The following is an 18,121-nucleotide window of genomic DNA, read 5'->3' on the forward strand; positions in this document are numbered from 1 at the left end:
TGGCGCCATCATTGGCAAAGGGGCAAGAGGGCGGCTAAGCGCCGGGAGCAGCAAGGAATGGGAACGGCGCACATGAAATTGTCGATCGGCCGCGCATGGGACGAGACCAAGGCGGTTCTGGCGAGGGACGGATCGCTGATCGTGACCGTGGTGCTGGCCTTCATGCTGCTGCCGAACCTGGTCGTCGGACTTGCCATGCCGTCGGGGACGGAAAGTGGCTCGGGGGCGAGCCTCCTCGTCTTCCTGCTGTCGATCGCGCTGGCGCTGGCGGCGCAGATCTCGATCAGCCGGATTGCCATGGGGCCGGAACTGACGATGCGCGACGCGCTGGCGCTCGGCTTCCGGCGGATGCCGAGCCTTCTCCTTTCCTGGGTGCTGTGGCTGCTGCCGTTCGTCGTGGTCGCGGCGGTCCTGCTCGCCGCCAGCGGGATCGACCCGGCGGCGCTGAGCAATCCGCAGAGCGAGGCGCAATTGCCGCCGGGGATCAACATCGCGCTGATGGTGGTGACGGTGCTGCTGATCGTGGTGGCGGCGCACATGCAGTTCCTGGCGCCGGCGGCCGCCGCGACGCGGGAGGGGCCGGTGGGGCTGATCCGGCACAGCTGGCGCGCGACGCGCGGCCGGGCGCTCAAGATCTTCGGCCTGCTGCTGCTGATCGGCCTGTTCTTCATGATCCTGGTGGTCGGCGTCGGAAGCGCGCTCGGATCGGTGATCCTGCTGCTGCTCGGCAAGCCGACGGCGTGGAGCCTCAGCGCCTTCCTGATCGCCGCGGTGCAGGGCGCGCTGAGCGCGACCGTTTCGGCAGTCTCGGGCGTCCTCCTGACTCGGGTCTATGTCCAGGCGCGCGACGCGGGCGCGAATGCCTCGGTGCCGCACGCGGGCGGCGACTGAGCGGCGCTGCGGCCGCTCAGCTCCACTTGGCGAGCGGCGGCAGGCTCATCAGGATGGCGTCGACATTGCCGTTGGTCTTGAGGCCGAAGATCGTGCCGCGATCGTAGAGCAGGTTGAACTCGGCATAGCGGCCGCGGAATTCGAGCAGGCGGTCCATGTCGGCCTCGCTCCACTCCATCCCCATGCGCCGCCGGACGATCGGCGGGAAGGCGGCGAGAAAGGCTTCGCCGACCGCCCGGGTGAAGGCGAAGTTGGCGTCGAAATCGCCTTCCAGCCGGTCGTAGAAGATGCCGCCGACACCGCGCGCGACATTGCGGTGGGGAAGCCAGAAATACTCCTCGCACCATTTCGAATAGCGTTCGTAATAGTCGTCGCCGTGCGCGTCGCAGGCGGCCTTCAGCGCCGCGTGGAAGTCGGCGGTGTCCTGCGGATAGGGGGTCGCCGGATTGAGGTCCGCGCCGCCGCCGAACCAGCGGCGCGACGTGCACAGGAAGCGGGTGTTCATGTGCACGGCGGGGACGTGCGGATTGGCCATGTGGGCGACAAGGCTGATTCCGGTGGCGAAGAACCGGTTGCCGTTCTCCTCCGAGCCGGGGATCGATTTTGCGAACTCGGGCGTGAAGGTGCCGCCGACGGTCGAGACGTTGACCCCGACCTTCTCGAACACCTTGCCCTTCATCAGCCCGCGGACGCCGCCGCCGCCGGGCTCGCCCGACGGGTCCTGCCGGTCCCAGGGAAGATAGTCGAACGAGGCGTCGGAGCCGGCCTCGCGCTCGATCGCCTCGAACTCATTGCAGATGCGGGTGCGCAGGCCTTCGAACCAGGCGCGGGCGGTGAGTTGCTGGGCGTCGAGTGCTTCCATGCGGCGGGAGGCTAGCGGGGCCGCCGCCAAGTGCCAACCGCATCACGGCTCCACGTCATCCCGGGCCTGACCCGGGATCCCGCTTCTTTCTTCGGCGCCCGGCCAGTAGCGGGACCCCGGATCAAGTCCGGGGTGACGATGTCAGTGACGCACAATGTTCATTTCGCACCCGCACCACCCTTTGGACCCTTGAGGAGCGATGAACGGGTCGCTATCAGCGCGGCTGTCGTCCGTGCCGTACTCCGTCACGGGCCCAAGTCATGCACCCGCCCGGCTCCCGCCGGGCGCAGTTCAAGCGAGAGCCAAGGACCCTTGATGGCCACCGTCGATCAAACCCAGCCGATGATGCCCGGCGAGCCCACTCCGGCCGAAGCCGGCGATCCGGGCGTCCGCCGCCGCGACTTCATCAACATCGCGGCGGTGAGCTTCGCCGGGGTCGGCGCCGCGACCGCGGTCGCCCCGCTGCTGATGCAGGCCGCGCCGTCGGCCGACGTGCGCGCCCTGTCGTCGATCGAGGTCGACGTGTCGAAGATCCAGCCGGGCCAGGGGATCAAGACCAGCTGGCGCAAGCAGCCGGTCTTCATCAAGCAGCTGACCCCGCAGGAGATCCAGGACGCCAACCAGGTGTCGCTCGGTGAGCTGCGCGATCCGCAGAGCCTCGCCGACCGGACCAAGCCGGGCAAGACCCAGTGGCTGATCACGCTCGGCGTCTGCACCCACCTCGGCTGCGTGCCGCTCGGCATCGGCGAGGGCGAGAGCAAGGGCGATTACGGCGGATATTTCTGCCCGTGCCACGGCTCGCACTACGACACGGCCGCCCGCATCCGTAAGGGCCCGGCGCCGACCAACCTGGTCGTGCCGGACTATGAATTCACCTCGGACACCGTTGTCCGGATCGGTTGAGGACCATCCCATGAGCTTTGCCTGGGCCAAGCCCTACGAACCCACCTCGCCGTTCATGAAGTGGATGGACGAGCGCCTGCCGCTCCCCCGCCTCGTCTACGGCGCCATCGGCGGCGGTTATCCCGTCCCGCGCAACCTCAACTACTTCTGGAACTTCGGAGTCCTCGCCGGCCTTGCCCTGATGATCCAGATCATCACCGGCATCGTGCTGGCGATGCACTATTACAGCTATGTCGGCGGCGCGTTCGACAGCGTCGAGCGCATCATGCGCGACGTCAACGCCGGCTGGGTGCTCCGCTACGTCCACCAGAATGGCGCGAGCTTCTTCTTCGCGGTGGTCTACATCCACATCTTCCGCGGTCTCTACTACGGCTCCTACAAGGCCCCGCGCGAGATGGTGTGGCTCTTGGGCCTTGTCATCTACCTGCTCATGATGGCGACCGCCTTCATGGGCTACGTCCTTCCCTGGGGGCAGATGAGCTACTGGGGCGCACAGGTGATCACCGGCTTCTTCTCGGCGATCCCGCTGGTCGGCGACCCGCTGCGCATCTTCATCCTCGGCGGCTATGCGCCCGACCAGGCCGCGCTGACCCGCTTCTTCTCGCTCCACTATCTGCTGCCGTTCGTGATCGCGGGCGTCACCATCCTCAAGATCTGGGCGCTGCACATTCCGGGCTCGTCCAACCCGACCGGCGTCGACGTTAAGGACGAGAAGGACACGCTGCCCTTTCACCCCTTCTACACGGCGAAGGACGGCTTCGGCATCGGCGTCGCGCTGATCATCTTCGCGCTGGTGGTGTTCTTCTTCCCCTACAGCCTCGGCCACCCCGACAACTACATCGAGGCCAACCCGCTGGTGACCCCGGCGCACATCGTGCCGGAATGGTATTTCTGGCCCTTCTACGCCATCCTGCGCGCCTTCACCGTGGACTTCATCATCCCGGCGAAGCTGTGGGGCGTGCTGGCGATGTTCGCCTCGATCCTGCTGCTGTTCTTCCTGACCTGGCTGGACCGCTCGCCGATCCGTTCGACCAGCTACCGCCCGGTCTACCGCATCTTCTTCTGGGTGCTGGTGGCGGACATCCTCCTGCTCGGCCTGTGCGGCGTGATGCCGGCGGAACAGCCGTGGATCGCGCTGAGCCAGGTCGCGGCGGCCTATTACTTCAGCCACTTCCTGATCATCCTGCCGCTCGTCTCGAAGTTCGAGAAGCCGCGGCCGCTCCCCAACAGCATCTCCGAGAGCGTGCTGCACGGCGAGTCGAAGGAAAGCCGGCCCTACGGCCTCGCGCCCTCCGGCACGACCACCACCGCGCCGCAGCCGGCCGAATAAGAAAGAGCACAGACCCATGGTCCGCATCATCGGTTTCTTCGTCGGTCTGGGCTTCGTCGGCGTCCTGCTGATCAGCCTGATCGTCAACGGCGTCGACTATTTCCGCAATCCGCCGGAGCACGCCGCTTATTATTACTTCCACAAGGACCCGCGGAAGGCGGAGCTGTCGACGGAGGGCATGCTCGGCCGCTTCGACCGCGCGCAGCTCCAGCGCGGCTTCCAGGTCTTCAAGGAAAATTGCTCGGCCTGCCACAGCCTGAAGTATGTCAGCTTCTACCAGCTGGCCGACCTCGGCTATACCGAGGCCGAAGTGAAGGCGATCGCCAACCAGTGGGCGATCGAGGTGCCGACGGTGAATCCCGATACGGGTGAGGCGGCGACCCGCAAGGCGCTCGTCTCCGACCGCTTCCCGTCGCCTTATGCGAACGAGACGGCGGCGCGCGCGGCCAACAACAATGCGCTTCCGCCCGACCTCAGCCTGATCACCGAGGCACGGCACGACGGGGCGAACTACGTCTATTCGCTGCTGACCGGCTATGCCGACGCCAACACCTACCGCAACGAGGAAGGCCGGCCGGTCCCCGAGGATGCGAAGCCGGGTCAGGGGCTGCACTTCAATCCCTATTTCGCCAACCTCAATATCGCCATGCCGGCGCCGCTCGTGTCGGACGGTCAGGTGACCTATGCCGACGGCACCAAGTCGACCAAGGACCAGATGGCGAAGGACATCGCCGCCTTCCTCGTGTGGACGGCGGAGCCGACGCTGGAAAATCGCCACCGGACCGGCTGGGCGGTGCTGATCTTCTTGGCTATCGCCACGGTGCTTGCCTATCTGTCCTACCGGAACATCTGGGCGAATGCGAAGCGCCAGGTCTCGATCCGCGGTCCGCTGGAGCCCGCCTTCCGCGAGCGGATGGACGAGCAGAAGGCCGAGCGGGGGATCGCCGGCTGAACGCTCCTCCCCCTCTGGGGGGAGGTGGCATCCGAAGGCTGACGGAGGGGTTCGGAGCACAGCGCTCCGGACCCCTTCTTCTTTCCGTCACCCCGGGCTTGACCCGGCGCCTGCCTTCCTTCTGATGTGCCGGGTCGTACAAAGGCAGGCGGATCCCGGGTCGAGCCCGGGATGACGTTCAAGGAACAGCATGACCCCCGAACAGATCCGCGCGCTGGTGCGCACCATTCCGGACCATCCCAAACCCGGAATCCTCTTTCGCGATGTCACGACCCTGCTGCTTCATGCCGAGGGCTTCGCGGCGGCGATCGACCATCTGGCGGCGAGCGTGCCGGGGCGGCCGGACCTGGTGGCGGGAATGGAAGCGCGCGGCTTCGTCGTCGCGACGGCGCTGGCGCTGAGGCTAGGCGCCGGCCTCCTCCTCGTCCGCAAGGACGGCAAGCTGCCGGGCGAGACCATCGCCGAGGATTATGCGCTGGAATATGGCACCGACCGGCTGACCATGCATGTCGACGCCTGCACGCCCGGAGCCACGGTGCTGCTCGCCGACGACCTCATCGCCACCGGTGGCACGGCGCTGGCGGCGGCGCGGCTGGTGCGCAGGGCGGGGGGCGAGATCGTGGGCGCGCGCTTCCTCATCGACCTGCCGGACCTCGGCGGGGCGGAGAAGCTCAAAGCCGACGGCATCGACACCCACAGCCTGCTGCCCTTCGAAGGACACTGACTACCGTCATCCCGGGCTCGCCTCGGGGTCGCGCTTCTTCCTTCTTGCACCCGAGATAGCGGGACCCCGGATCAAGTCCGGGGTGACGAAGGAGACAGACCCAATGCCCCCATCAACCCCAGCGAGTCCCCCGCCGCCGCGCTGCCTGCCGTATTGTCGAAGATGCACCAGCGCCCGCCCGCCCGCAGCCCTCGGTGCCGATGCGAAGGGCGGGAGAAGAAGCCATGAACGCCCGAACGCGCGGGCGGGCTTATGTCTGCTTTCGACCCATTGCGGACCTTCAGACTAAGCCGAGTTCGGGCATAGCTCCGCCTCCGCGACAATCACCTCATCTGCACGGGCGAGTGTGCGGTTAGTCGCGGCTGCGCTTGGGCTGCTTGGCCTTGGGCGTGCGCCGGTCCATCCACCTATCCACAAACCCGAAGACGGCCACAAACAACGTGGTGTCTTCAGGTCCGTTGGCCTTGAGAATGTGGACGACGCCCGAGGTCAGCAGATCCAGCACCCATGCAATTTCTTGCAAGGTGCCTCGGTCCTTTCGGGCAGCAAAAAAGCCGCCTCGGAAGGCGGCCTTGTTCTCACGCACTGGTGAGGATTGCTTCTCTACCACTTAAGCCGCCGGAGAACAAGAGAAGAACAGGCTGCAAGAGGCGAACGTCTGCTTTCCACCCGTTCCCGACCGTCCTTCCGCTAGGTTATCAGGCGCTACCGGGTAAGTATCGCCAGTGCGATAAGCGCGCCGAGAGTTACCATCAGCGCCAGCATACCAAGCGCCTCTGCTTTCCGATCGGACAAGTCTGGCCTGAAGCGTTTTACGAGTATGCCGCTCAGGACAGCGCCGAGATATCCGGCCAGGATGAGAGCTGCTTCCTTCATGAAACTGACAATAAGGGCAGACATGCTAACGTCCGCTTTCCACCCAAAGCAGACATTCGCGCAACCGATTGCAAAGTAGGACTTCACCTGCTCAATTAACCGGACCGGTTCGCCAGCGCAGCTCTTTCTCTCGTTTACGCATCCGCTTGCCGACACAGCATAGGTCACACCGTGTGACCTTTGCTGCTGCTCATCTACGGAAGGCACATTTGTGGCGCCCCGTGTCACCGGTTGACCTTTGTGACCCTTGGGGACCAAGCAACGCCGGACGTTCCCAGCCCTTCCCGCGCTCGGGAAGACAGGCGTCAGACGTTGAACTTGAAGTGGAGGACGTCGCCGTCCGCCACGACATATTCCTTGCCTTCCTGGCGGAGCTTGCCGGCGTCGCGGGCGCCGGCTTCGCCGCCGAGGGCGACATAGTCGTCGAAGGCGATTGTCTCGGCGCGGATGAAGCCGCGTTCGAAGTCTGAGTGGATGACGCCCGCCGCCTGCGGGGCCTTGGCGCCCTTCTCCACGGTCCAGGCGCGCGCTTCCTTGGGGCCGACGGTGAAGAAGGTGATGAGGTGGAGGAGGTCGTAGCCCGAGCGGATGACGCGGGCGAGGCCGGTTTCGGAGAGGCCCATCTCCTCGAGGAAGGCGAGCCGCTCGTCTATCTCCATCCCGACCAGTTCGGCCTCGATCGCGGCCGAGACGACGACGGCGTTGGCGCCTTCGGCCCTGGCCTTTTCGAAGACCTTGGCCGACAGGTCGTTGCCGTTGGCGGCATCCTCCTCGTTGACGTTGCAGACGTAGAGGATCGGCTTGGCGGTGATCAGCTGGGCCTGCGAGAAGACGCGGGCTTCCTCCTCGTCCTTCGGCTGGGTCAGGCGCGCCGGCTTGCCTTCGCGCAGCAGGTCGAGCGCCTGGCTGAGGACGCTAGCGGCGATCTTCGATTCCTTGTCGCCCTGCTGGCCCTTCTTGACGAGGTTGGGCACGCGCTTCTCGAGGCTTTCGAGGTCGGCGAGGAGGAGTTCGGTCTCGACCACTTCGGCGTCGGCCAGCGGATCGACCTTGTTCGAGACATGCTGGATGTCGTCATTCTCGAAGCAGCGGAGGACGTGGACGATGGCGTCCACCTCGCGGATGTTGCCGAGGAACTGGTTGCCGAGGCCCTCGCCCTTGGAGGCACCCTTCACCAGGCCGGCGATGTCGACGAAGCCCAGCTGCGTCGCGATGATCTTGGCCGATTTGGCGATGGCGGCCAGCTGGTCGAGGCGTGGATCGGGAACGGCGACCTGGCCGACGTTCGGCTCGATGGTGCAGAAGGGATAATTGGCCGCCTGCGCCGCCTGCGTTTCGGTGAGCGCATTGAAGAGGGTCGATTTGCCGACGTTCGGCAAGCCGACGATGCCGCAGCGGAAGCCCATGGTTCGTCCTTGTTTTCTGGTTTGCCCGCCCTCTAGCAGGGATCAGGCGAAATTGAAGCTGACGCTCAGCCGCTCGGCCTTGCCGGTGCCGGGGAGGACTTCGTGGCGCAGCCAGCTTTCCCACAGGAGGAGCTGGCCGGGGCGAGGCTGGACGGCGACAAAGGGCTGGAGCGGCTCGGGCGCGTCCAGGCGGCGGGTCGGGGCGGCCATCATCATTGGCAGGCGCGGGTCCTCGAAGCGGATGGCGCCGCTGCCCTGGGGCACTTCGACGTAGAGGGTGCCCGACAGGATCGAATGGGGGTGGATGTGCGCGCTGTGGTGCCCGCCGCCGCGAAGCAGGTTGACCCACAGGCTGTCGAGCTTGGGCTTCACGTCCCAGGCAAGCTCCCGGGCGAAGGTGGCGGCGTGGCGGGCGAGCAGCTTCGCCAGGTCGGCGAAGACGGGATCGCGGCGCGGCAGGTCGTTCAGCGAGGCGTAGCTGGTATAGCCCTTGTAGCCATGCTCCTTCGCCCAGCGGCGGCCGGCGCCGTCGTCCTCGGAAAGGGTGCGGATGGAATGGGCGAGTTCGTCGAGGTCGATGGCGAGGTCGGCCTCGTGGAGAGGGGTGGCGAAGAGCTGGCGCATCAGTCGTCCTGCAGGCGAAGCGCGACGTCGCTCATGAAGCGGGCGTCATCGCCGCTCGCGAGCCAGGGAGCCTCGGCGGCGATGGCGGCGAGCAGGTCGGAGAGGGCGTCCATCTCGCTCTTGGCGTAATTGCCGAGGACATGGGGCGTGACCTTGTCCTTGTGGCCGGGGTGGCCGATGCCGATGCGCACACGGCGGAAGTCGGGGCCGAGGGCGGCATTGATCGAGCGAAGGCCGTTGTGGCCCGCGAGGCCGCCGCCGATGCGCACCTTGACCTTCATCGGCGCGAGGTCGAGCTCGTCATGGAAGACGGTAAGGGCGGTCTCGTCGAGCTTGAAGAAGCGCAATGCCTGCTGAACCGCGTCGCCGCTGTCGTTCATGAAGGTCTGGGGCTTCTGGAGCAGGATCCTGGACGAGCCGATACGGCCTTCGGCGACCAGGCTCCGGAACTTCTTCTGCCACGGGCCGAAATGGTGGATCTCGGCGATGACGTCCAGCGCCATGAAGCCGACATTGTGCCGGTGGAGGGCATATTGGACGCCGGGATTACCGAGGCCGGTCCAGAGCTGCATGCCCTTACTCCCCTCCCGCTTGCGGGAAGGGCAGGGGGAGGGCGCGTCGTGCCAGTCCTGACATCACAGGCCCTCCCCTGCCGCAACGCGGCTTTCCCCTCCCGCAGGCGGGAGGGGAGGTTCGCTTACTCGCCTTCGCCTTCGGCGGCTTCGGTGGCGGTGTCGCCTTCATCGCTCTTCAGCGCCGACGGAGCGACGATGGTGGCGATGGTGAAGTCGCGGTCGGTGATGGTCGGGGTCGCGCCCTTGGGCAGGGAGACGTTCGAGATGTGGATCGAATCGCCGACGTCGAGGCCCTTGAGGCTGATCGCGATGTCGTCGGGGATTTCCGACGCGTCGCAGCTGAGGTCGATCTCGTGCTTGACGATGTTGAGCACCGCGCCGCGCTTGATGCCGGCGCTTTCCTCTTCATCGGTGAAGCGCACGGGCACCGCGACGGTGACCTTGCTGTGCTCCGAGATGCGGAGGAAGTCGACGTGGACCGGGCGGCTGGTGACGGGGTGGAACTGCACGTCCTTGGGCAGGGTGCGCGTCGTCTGGCCACCGGCGTCGATCATCACGACCGAGTTCATGAAGTGACCGGTCGAGAGCATCTTGGCGAGGAGCTTTTCCTCGACGTGGATGCTCAGCGGCTCCTGGTTGGCGCCGTAGACAACGGCGGGGACCCGACCCTGATTGCGCAGTTCACGGGAGGCTCCCTTGCCAGCCCGGTCGCGCGTCTCGGCGGGCAGCGTCAGCTGTTCGCTCATGCGTGCATTCCTTTGAAAGAGTAAGTTACCGCTCCCCACGCCTCCAGGGATGACCATGCAGGAGCGGGCGGGCGCATAGCGCGGGTGGGGCCGAATGGCAAATCGGCAGCACAGCCGAGTTGCCGGGGGCAAGCCCTTACTTCAGCGTCTGCCTGAACCGGAACAGCTCCTCGCGCTGGACCTCGCCAATCTGGCCGGGATCGAGCTCTTCCATCGAGAAGGGGCCGTAGCTGGTCCGGATCAGACGCGACACCTGAAGGCCGAGATGGGCAAGGACGTTGCGGACTTCGCGGTTCTTGCCCTCCGTAAGGGCGAGCTCGATCCAGCAGTTGCGGCCGGTGCGGCGTTCCAGATTGGCATCGATCGAGCCGTAGCGGATGCCGTCGATCTCAATGCCTTCGGACAAGGTTTCGAGCTGCGCCTGGGTGACCTCGCCGAACGCCCTTGCACGATATCGGCGGACGATCGCGGTGGAGGGTAGCTCCAGCTTTCGCTTCAGTTCGCCATCGTTGGTGAGCAGCAGCAGCCCTTCGGTCATGAAGTCGAGCCGGCCGACGGGCATCACCCGCGGCAGGCCCGGCGGCATCCGGTCGTAGATGGTCGGCCGCCCCTTGGGGTCGAAGGCGGCGGTCAGGCAGCCGGCCGGCTTGTAGAAGCGCCACAGGCGCGCGGCTTCCGGGGCGGCCACCGGCTTGCCGTCGACCGTCACGCCCTTGAGATCCTCGAGCAAGGTGGCCGGGGTGGTCAGGACATTGCCATCGAGCGCGATGCGGCCATCGGCGATCATCCGCTCGATGTCGCGGCGGGAGGCCACTCCGGCCCGCGCGAGCAGTTTGGCGATGCGTTGCGGCCCGGTTTCGCGTGGCACGGCTCTTGTTGCTGACGGGGCACGGCGATTCGGTTTATCGTTCGCCTGGGCCGGCCGATTCGGACCGCGCGGGGCCCTCGTTCGTTGCGGTGACAATCTCTTACCTTTCAAGGTGCGCATGCTGTTCGGGACACGGGAACGCCACGTCAAGCGCATCCTTATCGTGGAGGACGAGCCGCTCGTCGCCTTCGACAATGAAATGATGGTCGAAGCCGCCGGTTACACGGTGGTGGCGACGGTCGATAGGGTCGGCGATGCGCTGGCGGTGCTTGCCCGCGAACAGGTGGCGGGAACGGAAGAAGATGGGGAAGAGGCGGAGGAGAGGGGTGTCGACCTCATCCTTACCGACCTCACACTCACCGGCCAGCGCAGCGGGCTCGACCTGGCGGTGGAAGCCAAGAAGCTCGGCGTGCCGGTGCTGTTCGCCACTGCCGAGCCGCCGGAGGGCGGGGAGGCGCTGGCGATGGGCGTGCTCCTCAAGCCCTATAACGAGCGGCGACTGAAGGCCGCGCTCAAGGCGATCGAGCAGCTGCTCGCCGGCAAGACGAAGGTGAAGGCGCCGGAAGGCGTCATCCTGTTCCCGGCGCCACTGGCGGCCTGAGCCTCAGCCCTCCAGCGCGGCTTCGATCATGGCGTGGAAGTCGGCGAGGCCATGCTCAAGCGTGCCGAGGGTGACGTCGCCGATGAGGCCGCTGGCAAGCCCCTGGTGACAGAGGGCGGCGGCGCGGAAATCCTCGGCCGCGAAGGTTCCGCCGTCGAGCAGATCCCAGCTCTTCTGCCAGTGACGCTCCTCCTCCTCGCTTTGCGGCGGCGCGGGGATGAGCATGACGTCCTCGACCAGCGTGCGCCCCACGTCCTGCGGATAGCAGGTGAGAAGGTTCACATAATCCGGGCTGACGATCAGGATGGCGTTGGGGAAGAAATGGTAGGTGTAGGTGACCGCCTTGCGCAGCTGCCGCCAGTCGTCGCGGTTGACCTTTGCCAGATAGTCGGTGCGGCCCACCGCCGCGCGCTGGTGCGGGCCGATGCGGTCGGCGGCGGTGATGCCGTCGGCGAAGAAGGGCGCGATGGTCGCCGCATGGAGGCGCTGGACGTGATAGCTTTCGAGGAAGGCGTCGACGATCAGCTTCCAGTTGGCGGCAACGTCGTGGGTACGGCGGCGGTAGAGATGGAGGGAGGAGAGGCCGAACGCGTCCATGTCCGGCGCGAGGGCGTCAACCGCTGAGAAGTCGGCGTCTGCCGAGCGCGCGTACCACAGCAGGCCGCCGCTCTCCCGCACCGGAAAGCGGCGCAGTGCATGATCCTTCTTGTCGAGCCCGGGGAAGCAGTCGGGCCGGGGCAGGGCGGCAAGGCTGCCGTCGGGCGTGTAGGTCCAGGCATGATAGGGGCAGACGATGCGCGCGGCGGGCACCACGCCGTCCTGCTCGATCAGCCGGGTGCCGCGATGGCGGCAGACGTTGGCGAGGACATGGGCCCGCCCATTGCCGTCACGGCTGACGATCAGCGGCAGGCCATAGGCATCATGCGCCGTCGCCTGCCTGGGTGAGGGCAGCAGGGCAGAGGGCGCGAGGAGCAGGGGCAGGCGGCCGAACAGTCGCTCCTGTTCGACGGTGAAGCGACCCTCGTCGGTGTAGAGGGAGGCGGGCAGGCGGGCCAGACCCGCCCCGAGCGCCTCCTCGCCGCCGGCAAGCCGTTCGGCAAGCGCCCGCTGGCCGGGCGTCGGACGGGTCGACAGCAGGGGAACGTCCATCCTCGCCAGACTGCGCTTCCCGAGTGACGAGCGCAAGCACTCACCCACTGTTCAGGCGCAGTGCTGCTGCTAGGGTCGCGCGGACAAGGTCTAGGCAAGGAACGGGAATGAACGGTCTGCAGGTCGCAATCTTCGTGGGATTGCTGGTCTCCCTCGGCCTGCTTGCGACGCGGATCGAGTCTTTCCGCCCCTACCTGCGCAAGCGCCCGCTGGTCGCCTTCCTGCTCGGCATCAGCAGCGGCTTCCCGCTGACGCTTCTGCTCTCGACCATGACCTTCTGGCTGTCCAAGGTCGGCATCGACAAGGCGACGATCGGCTTCGCCGTCGGCCTTACGACCCCCTACACGCTGAAGTTCCTGTGGGCGCCGCTGGTCGACAAGCTGCCGCTGCCGGTGCTGACGCGAATCTTCGGCCAGCGACGCAGTTGGCTGTTCTTCATCCAGGCGCTGCTGCTTGTCGCCGTGTGGCAGCTGGGGTCGAGCAATCCGCAGGTGGGCGCCATGGGCACCTTCGCCTTCTGGGCGATCCTGGTCGCCTTCCTGTCGGCGACGCAGGACATCGTGATCGACGCCTACCGCATCGAGATTCTCGACGATGACGAGATGGCGCACGGCACGGCCACCAACCAGTTCGGCTATCGCACCGGCAATCTGATCGCCGGCGCGGGCACCATCTTCATCGCGTCGAGCGAGGGGCTCGGTCTTGGCTGGGGCGCCGCCTATGCACTGACCGGACTGGCGATCATTCCGGCGATCGTCGGTGCGCTGTGGGTCGGGCCTGGCCGCTATGTCGACCGCTTCGCCGAAGCATCGGGCAAGAAGGCGGGGCAATGGCTGCGCGAGACAGTGTGGAACCCGTTCCGCGAGTTCCTCGGTCGCAACGGCGCCTTCCTGATCCTCGCCTTCGTCCTCCTCTACAAGGTGGGCGATGCGATGGGCCAGATCATGCTCTCGCCGATGATCGTCGAGCTGGGTTTTGCGGACCTCGACTATGTGTCGGCCAACAAGGCCTGGGGCTTTGCCGCACTGATCGTCGGGTCGGCGATCGGCGCACCGTTCATCCTCTGGCTCGGCATGGGCAGGGCCTTGCTCTACTCGGGCCTGCTGATGATGTTCTCGAACGTCATGTTCATGATGCTGGCGATGGTCGGCAACAATTACTGGATGCTGGTGGCGGCGGTCGTGACGGAGAACCTGACCAGCGGAATCGGGCTGACGGTGTTCACCACCTACCTCTCCGGCCTGTCCAGCCTCGCCTATACTGCGACCCAGTTCGCGCTGCTCTCGTCCTTCGCCGCGGTCGGGCGGACCTGGCTGTCGACGCCGGCCGGCATCGCGGCGGAGAATCTCGGCTGGGTCGGCTTCTGGGGCCTGACCATCGTCGCCGCCATCCCGGGCATGTTCCTGCTCTGGCTGCTGTGGAGCAAGGGCTATGTCGTGCAGTCGGTGCGGCAGCCGAGTACCGAGGATGACGGGCCGCCCGGCGGGGAGCGCGCAACCGCATGATCATGTTCGTCGCCATCCTCGCCATTCAGATTGCGATGATCGTCGACGTGATCCGCAATCGCCGGAACAACTTGTGGATCATGGCGCTCCTGTTCCTGCCGCTGGCGAGCACCATCGCCTATCTCATCATCGAGGTGCTCCCGCGCTTCCAGCACAACCGGCACTTCCGCCAGGCGCGGGCGGAGGTCGGGCGGCGGCTTGATCCGGAGCGGGAGTTGCGATCGGCCCGGTCGGCGCTCGATCTGGCCGACACCGTCGCCAACCGGAGCCGGGTGGCGGATGCGCTCAGTGACCTTGGCCGCCACGGCGAAGCCTTGCCGCTCTATCGCGCCGCTGCCGGTCCGCGGCCCGACTTCCGGTCGGGCGAGCGGCTCGCCCGCTGTCTGTATCTCAACGACCAGGCGAGCGAGGCGCTGGAGACGGTCGACCGGCTGCCGGCTCCCAGCGTGCAGAGCGATCGGGATCGCGTGGCCCTGCTTCGGGCGCGCATACTCGAAGACCTTGGCCGGGACGACGAGGCGCTTCCGATCTATGCGGACGTCAGCCAGCGACTGCCCGGCGACGAGGCGCGTTGCCGTCATGCTGCGCTGCTGCTGAAGATGGGGCGCAAGCGCGACGCCCGCATGGTGCTGCAGGAAGTCGAGCAGCGGATGCGCCACCTCGACCGGCAGTCGCGGGCCGAAGAGGCCGGCATGTACGACTGGGCGATGGGCGAACTTGCAAGGCTCAGGGCCTAGTCCGGCACCTCGTCGTTGAGGGCCAGCACCTCGCCCGCGAGATAGAGGGAGCCGGCGATCAGGGTCAGTTCGCCAGCGCCCCGCTCGGCGATCATGCGGACGGCGGCGGCAGGGCCCGGGGCCGTCGCGCAATCGGCGATGCCGTGACGCGCGCCAAGCGCCGCGAGCGCCGCCGGAGCATGGTGATCGTGCCCGGGCACCGGAACGGCGACCAGAGCCCGCAGATGCGGGGCGAGGCGGGCGATGAAGCCGTCGGCATCCTTGTTCGCCAGCATGCCGAGGACGAGTGAACACGGCCGCCCCTGCAGCGCGTCCCTGGCCAGCCAGCCCGCAAGCGCCCGCGCCGCCGACTCATTGTGCCCGCCATCGAGCCAGAGTTCCGCGGACGGCGGCAACAGGTCGCGCAAGGGCCCGGACCCGAGCTGCTGCATCCGCGCCGGCCAGCGGGCGAGCTTGCCCGCCATGTCCAGGCTCTCCGTCCTGACCGGCACCCGGTCCTGATGCCGCAGCATGGCGATGGCGAGCAGATAATTGCGGTACTGATGCTTGCCGGCGAGGGCGGAGGGCGGCGAGAATCTCTCCTCTTGCCGGGTGTGGGGAGACAGCCTTCTGGACGTCTCGTCCCAATATTCGAGCCACTGCGGCAGGGCCCTCCCGCCCCATGCCCGGCCGTGCATGAGCAGATGGGCGCCCGCCGCCTCCGCCACTTTCTCGATCGCGAGCGTGGCGGAGGGCTCGTAATCCATCGTCACCAGCGGGCGCCCCTTCTTGGCGATCCCGGCCTTTTCGCGAGCGATGTGCATGAGCTTGGGGCCGAGCCATTCCTGGTGGTCGAGCCCAAGCGCAGCAATGCCGGCGACGGCGGGATCGGGCACCACGTTGGTGGCGTCCAGCCGCCCGCCGAGCCCGACCTCGATCACGCAGGCATCGGCCGGCGTGCGCGCGAAGGCGAGGAAGGCAGCGGCCGCCGTCACCTCGAAGAAGCTCGGCTCGATGCCCGCGGCGTGGTCGTTGACCTCGCTCAAGAGGGCTTCGAGTTGATCGTCCCCGATCAGCCTGCCGGCGACCCGGATGCGCTCGTTGAAGCGGACGAGGTGGGGCGAGGTGAAGACGTGAACCGTCCGGCCATCGGCCTCCAGCGCGGCGCGGAGGAAGGCACAGGTCGAGCCCTTGCCGTTGGTCCCGGCGACGTGGAAAACGGGTGGCAGGTGGAGGTGCGGGTCGCCGAGGCGGGACAAGAGGGCGGTGATCCGCTCGAGCCCAAGGCGGTCGCCGGACGGGGAGATGGCGGCGAGGCGGGCGAGTTGGGCGGCCACGCCGGGATGGGTGGAGCGGGCGAAGTCGGCCATCTACCCATTCCTGCGTGCGCAAGGGGATGAGGAGGGCCTGTGCGGGTGAAGGCCCCACAGGCCCTCCCCCCGGCCCCCTCCCGCAAGCGGGAGGGGGAGGATGGTCACGCCGCCTCCCGCACCGGGGCGAGATAGTCGATCAGCTGGATCAGCCGCTCACGCAGGGCGGCGCGGGGGACGACCATGTCGATCATGCCATGCTCGAGCAGATATTCGGCGCGCTGGAAGCCTTCGGGGAGCTTTTCCCGAATGGTCTGCTCGATCACGCGCTGGCCGGCGAAGCCGATGAGGGCGCCCGGCTCGGCGAGCTGGACGTCGCCGAGCATGGCGTAGCTGGCGGTGACGCCGCCAGTGGTGGGGTCGGTCAGCACGACGATATAGGGGAGGCCCGCCTCGCGCAGCAGTTCGAGCGCGACGGTCGTGCGGGGCATCTGCATCAGGCTGAGGATGCCTTCCTGCATGCGGGCGCCGCCGGCCGCGGTGAAGACGATGTAGGGGGCATGCGCCGCGATCGCCGCCTCGACCCCGGCGACGAAGGCCGAGCCGACCGCCACGCCCATCGATCCGCCCATGAAGGCGAAATCCTGCACGCCGACCACCGCGGTCCGGCCGCCGATCGTCCCGCGCGCGTTGAGCAAGGCGTCCTTCTGCTCGGTCGTGGTGCGCGCCGCCTTGATGCGGTCGATGTAGCGCTTGGTGTCGCGAAACTTGAGCGGATCCTCGCGCACTTCGGGCGAGGACAGCAGTTCATAGGCGCCCTCGTCGAAGACCTGGGCGAAGCGGGTCTCCGCGCGAATGCGATTGTGGTGATCGCAGCGCGGGCAGACCTGGAGATTGTCTTCCCATTCCTTGGTGAAGACCATCGATCCGCACTTCTTGCACTTGTGCCACAGCGTGTCGGTGGTCTGCCGCTTGGGCAGGAACGAGATGCTGTTGCGGACCCGGCTGAGCCAGCTCATGGCTGTTCCTTGTGAATGAATCAGGCGGTGGCGGGTAGCGCCGGCGCGGCCTGGAGGGAAGCGGCGATGCGCCGAGCGGCCTCGGCCGGGTCGGCGGCGGCGGTGATCGGGCGGCCGATGACGAGGATGGAGGCGCCGCGCGAAAGGGCCTCGACGGGGGTGAGCACGCGCTTCTGGTCGCCGAGGTCATCGCCCGCGGGGCGGAGGCCGGGGACGACGAAGGTGCCCTCCGGCCAGCGCGCCGAGATATCCCCGACCTCCTCGCCCGAGCAGACGATGCCGTCGCAGCCTGCGCTTCGGGTGAGGTCGGCGAGGCGCTCGACCTGCTCGGCCGGGCTGCCGGCGATCCCGGCGTCGGCGAGGTCGGAGGAGTCGAGGCTGGTGAGGACGGTCACGGCGACGACCTTGCAGCCGGACGGGGCGGCGGCCTTGGCCGCCTTCAGCATGGCGCGGCCGCCGGCGGCGTGGACGGTCAGCACGGCGGGTGCGAGCGGCGCCAGCGCGGCGACGGCCTTGCCGACCGTGTTGGGGATGTCGTGGAGCTTCAGGTCGAGGAAGATCGGCAGGCCACCTTGGGCAAGGAGGCGCACGCCGGCGGGGCCATTGGCGGCGAAGAATTCGAGGCCGAGCTTCAAGCCGCCGACATGAGGCGCGACCGCTTCGGCAAGGGCGCGCGCACGATCGAGGTCGGGCGTGTCGAGGGCGACGAAGATGGGGTTGGTCATTGTGCCGGCCCGATGGGCTCGGACGGTGCCGGAACTGCCGGTGCGGGGGCCGGCGGATTGGCGACCGACAGGCGGCGCTGGAGCGACCACAGGCGTGCGCGCAGCCACAGGAAGGGCGGCAGGAAACCGGCCAGGACGGCGATGCCGACCAGCAGCGGAAGCTTGATGTCCGCCTGCAGGCTGCCCCACAGGTTGATGGTCACGTCCGTCCAGTTGTTGCGGGCGATGATTGCCAGGAATACCGCAAGGACGACCCAGAAGAGCGTTCGCAGGAACTGCATGGAAGCTGTGTCTAGAAGCTGCGGCCCGCCATGGCCAGATGCGATGCGTTCGTCGCTG

General features: G+C 67.2%; 21 protein-coding genes. 8 read left to right on the plus strand and 13 right to left on the minus strand.

Annotation, left to right across the window (positions count from 1 at the left end):
- Positions 1–72: 72 nt before the first annotated feature.
- Positions 73–891: a hypothetical protein gene (locus JOY29_RS12700; RefSeq protein WP_300973908.1), complete on the plus strand. Its 819-nt coding sequence runs from the start codon at positions 73–75 to the stop codon at positions 889–891.
- A gap of 16 nt (positions 892–907) precedes the next feature.
- Here the strand turns inward: JOY29_RS12700 and hemF are convergent, their stop codons facing one another.
- Positions 908–1,753: an oxygen-dependent coproporphyrinogen oxidase gene (hemF, locus tag JOY29_RS12705; RefSeq protein WP_300973909.1), complete on the minus strand. Its 846-nt coding sequence runs from the start codon at positions 1,751–1,753 to the stop codon at positions 908–910.
- Between the two features lie 345 nt (positions 1,754–2,098).
- Between hemF and petA the strand changes: the two genes are divergently transcribed.
- The 4 genes from petA (at position 2,099) to JOY29_RS12725 (ending at position 5,662) form a co-directional block, all read left to right on the plus strand.
- Entirely contained in the window at positions 2,099–2,656 is a 558-nt protein-coding gene (gene petA, locus JOY29_RS12710) for a ubiquinol-cytochrome c reductase iron-sulfur subunit (RefSeq protein WP_300975541.1), read from the plus strand.
- A gap of 10 nt (positions 2,657–2,666) precedes the next feature.
- Positions 2,667–3,986 carry a cytochrome b N-terminal domain-containing protein gene (locus JOY29_RS12715; protein ID WP_300973910.1) on the plus strand — a complete coding sequence of 440 codons (1,320 nt, stop codon included), beginning with the start codon at positions 2,667–2,669 and terminating at the stop codon, positions 3,984–3,986.
- Between the two features lie 16 nt (positions 3,987–4,002).
- Positions 4,003–4,938, plus strand: a complete 936-nt coding sequence (locus JOY29_RS12720) for a cytochrome c1 (RefSeq protein WP_300973911.1) — start codon at positions 4,003–4,005, stop codon at positions 4,936–4,938.
- 190 nt (positions 4,939–5,128) lie between these two features.
- Positions 5,129–5,662 carry an adenine phosphoribosyltransferase gene (locus JOY29_RS12725; RefSeq protein WP_300973912.1) on the plus strand — a complete coding sequence of 178 codons (534 nt, stop codon included), beginning with the start codon at positions 5,129–5,131 and terminating at the stop codon, positions 5,660–5,662.
- A 352-nt stretch (positions 5,663–6,014) separates the two neighbouring features.
- On the opposite strand, the gene JOY29_RS12730 is transcribed toward JOY29_RS12725, so the two are convergent.
- The 7 genes from JOY29_RS12730 to JOY29_RS12760 all read right to left on the minus strand — a co-directional run bounded on the left by JOY29_RS12730 (position 6,015) and on the right by JOY29_RS12760 (position 10,877).
- The gene (locus JOY29_RS12730; protein WP_300973913.1) at positions 6,015–6,248 is read right to left on the minus strand and encodes a hypothetical protein; all 234 of its coding nucleotides are present in this window, start codon (positions 6,246–6,248) and stop codon (positions 6,015–6,017) included.
- Between the two features lie 119 nt (positions 6,249–6,367).
- The gene (locus tag JOY29_RS12735; RefSeq protein ID WP_300973914.1) at positions 6,368–6,706 is read right to left on the minus strand and encodes a hypothetical protein; all 339 of its coding nucleotides are present in this window, start codon (positions 6,704–6,706) and stop codon (positions 6,368–6,370) included.
- A gap of 137 nt (positions 6,707–6,843) precedes the next feature.
- Positions 6,844–7,944 carry a redox-regulated ATPase YchF gene (ychF, locus tag JOY29_RS12740; RefSeq protein ID WP_300973915.1) on the minus strand — a complete coding sequence of 367 codons (1,101 nt, stop codon included), beginning with the start codon at positions 7,942–7,944 and terminating at the stop codon, positions 6,844–6,846.
- Positions 7,945–7,986: 42 nt separating this feature from the next.
- Positions 7,987–8,568 (minus strand): TIGR02466 family protein, encoded by a 582-nt coding sequence (locus JOY29_RS12745; RefSeq protein ID WP_300973916.1) that lies wholly within the window; start codon positions 8,566–8,568, stop codon positions 7,987–7,989.
- The gene (pth, locus tag JOY29_RS12750) at positions 8,568–9,140 is read right to left on the minus strand and encodes an aminoacyl-tRNA hydrolase (RefSeq protein ID WP_300973917.1); all 573 of its coding nucleotides are present in this window, start codon (positions 9,138–9,140) and stop codon (positions 8,568–8,570) included. Before pth ends, JOY29_RS12745 begins: the two co-directional genes overlap by 1 nt.
- Positions 9,141–9,265: 125 nt before the next feature.
- On the minus strand, positions 9,266–9,889 hold the full coding sequence (locus JOY29_RS12755; protein ID WP_300973918.1) for a 50S ribosomal protein L25/general stress protein Ctc: 624 nt from the start codon (positions 9,887–9,889) through the stop codon (positions 9,266–9,268).
- A gap of 136 nt (positions 9,890–10,025) precedes the next feature.
- Entirely contained in the window at positions 10,026–10,877 is an 852-nt protein-coding gene (locus tag JOY29_RS12760) for a pseudouridine synthase (protein ID WP_300973919.1), read from the minus strand.
- Between JOY29_RS12760 and JOY29_RS12765 the strand changes: the two genes are divergently transcribed.
- Positions 10,876–11,358: a response regulator gene (locus JOY29_RS12765; protein WP_300973920.1), complete on the plus strand. Its 483-nt coding sequence runs from the start codon at positions 10,876–10,878 to the stop codon at positions 11,356–11,358. The genes JOY29_RS12760 and JOY29_RS12765 overlap by 2 nt on opposite strands.
- A gap of 3 nt (positions 11,359–11,361) precedes the next feature.
- Here the strand turns inward: JOY29_RS12765 and JOY29_RS12770 are convergent, their stop codons facing one another.
- Positions 11,362–12,507 (minus strand): aromatic ring-hydroxylating dioxygenase subunit alpha, encoded by a 1,146-nt coding sequence (locus JOY29_RS12770; protein WP_300973921.1) that lies wholly within the window; start codon positions 12,505–12,507, stop codon positions 11,362–11,364.
- Between the two features lie 107 nt (positions 12,508–12,614).
- Here JOY29_RS12770 and JOY29_RS12775 point away from each other — a divergent pair, with 107 nt between their 5' ends.
- The gene (locus JOY29_RS12775; RefSeq protein ID WP_300973922.1) at positions 12,615–14,012 is read left to right on the plus strand and encodes an MFS transporter; all 1,398 of its coding nucleotides are present in this window, start codon (positions 12,615–12,617) and stop codon (positions 14,010–14,012) included.
- Entirely contained in the window at positions 14,009–14,749 is a 741-nt protein-coding gene (locus tag JOY29_RS12780) for a tetratricopeptide repeat protein (RefSeq protein ID WP_300973923.1), read from the plus strand. The genes JOY29_RS12775 and JOY29_RS12780 overlap by 4 nt, the downstream gene beginning before the upstream one ends.
- Here JOY29_RS12780 and JOY29_RS12785 read toward each other — a convergent pair.
- The 4 genes from JOY29_RS12785 to JOY29_RS12800 form a co-directional block, all read right to left on the minus strand.
- Positions 14,746–16,098, minus strand: a complete 1,353-nt coding sequence (locus JOY29_RS12785; RefSeq protein ID WP_300973924.1) for a folylpolyglutamate synthase/dihydrofolate synthase family protein — start codon at positions 16,096–16,098, stop codon at positions 14,746–14,748. The two genes, JOY29_RS12780 and JOY29_RS12785, sit on opposite strands and share 4 nt — an antisense overlap.
- Before the next feature lie 104 nt (positions 16,099–16,202).
- The gene (gene accD / locus JOY29_RS12790) at positions 16,203–17,057 is read right to left on the minus strand and encodes an acetyl-CoA carboxylase, carboxyltransferase subunit beta (protein ID WP_300973925.1); all 855 of its coding nucleotides are present in this window, start codon (positions 17,055–17,057) and stop codon (positions 16,203–16,205) included.
- Between the two features lie 20 nt (positions 17,058–17,077).
- The gene (pyrF, locus tag JOY29_RS12795) at positions 17,078–17,782 is read right to left on the minus strand and encodes an orotidine-5'-phosphate decarboxylase (protein WP_300973926.1); all 705 of its coding nucleotides are present in this window, start codon (positions 17,780–17,782) and stop codon (positions 17,078–17,080) included.
- Positions 17,779–18,063: a hypothetical protein gene (locus JOY29_RS12800; protein ID WP_300973927.1), complete on the minus strand. Its 285-nt coding sequence runs from the start codon at positions 18,061–18,063 to the stop codon at positions 17,779–17,781. Before JOY29_RS12800 ends, pyrF begins: the two co-directional genes overlap by 4 nt.
- Positions 18,064–18,121 lie beyond the last annotated feature (58 nt).

Origin of the sequence: Sphingomonas sp. LHG3406-1 (assembly GCF_029637485.1) — a bacterium.
Taxonomy (GTDB): domain Bacteria; phylum Pseudomonadota; class Alphaproteobacteria; order Sphingomonadales; family Sphingomonadaceae; genus Sphingomicrobium.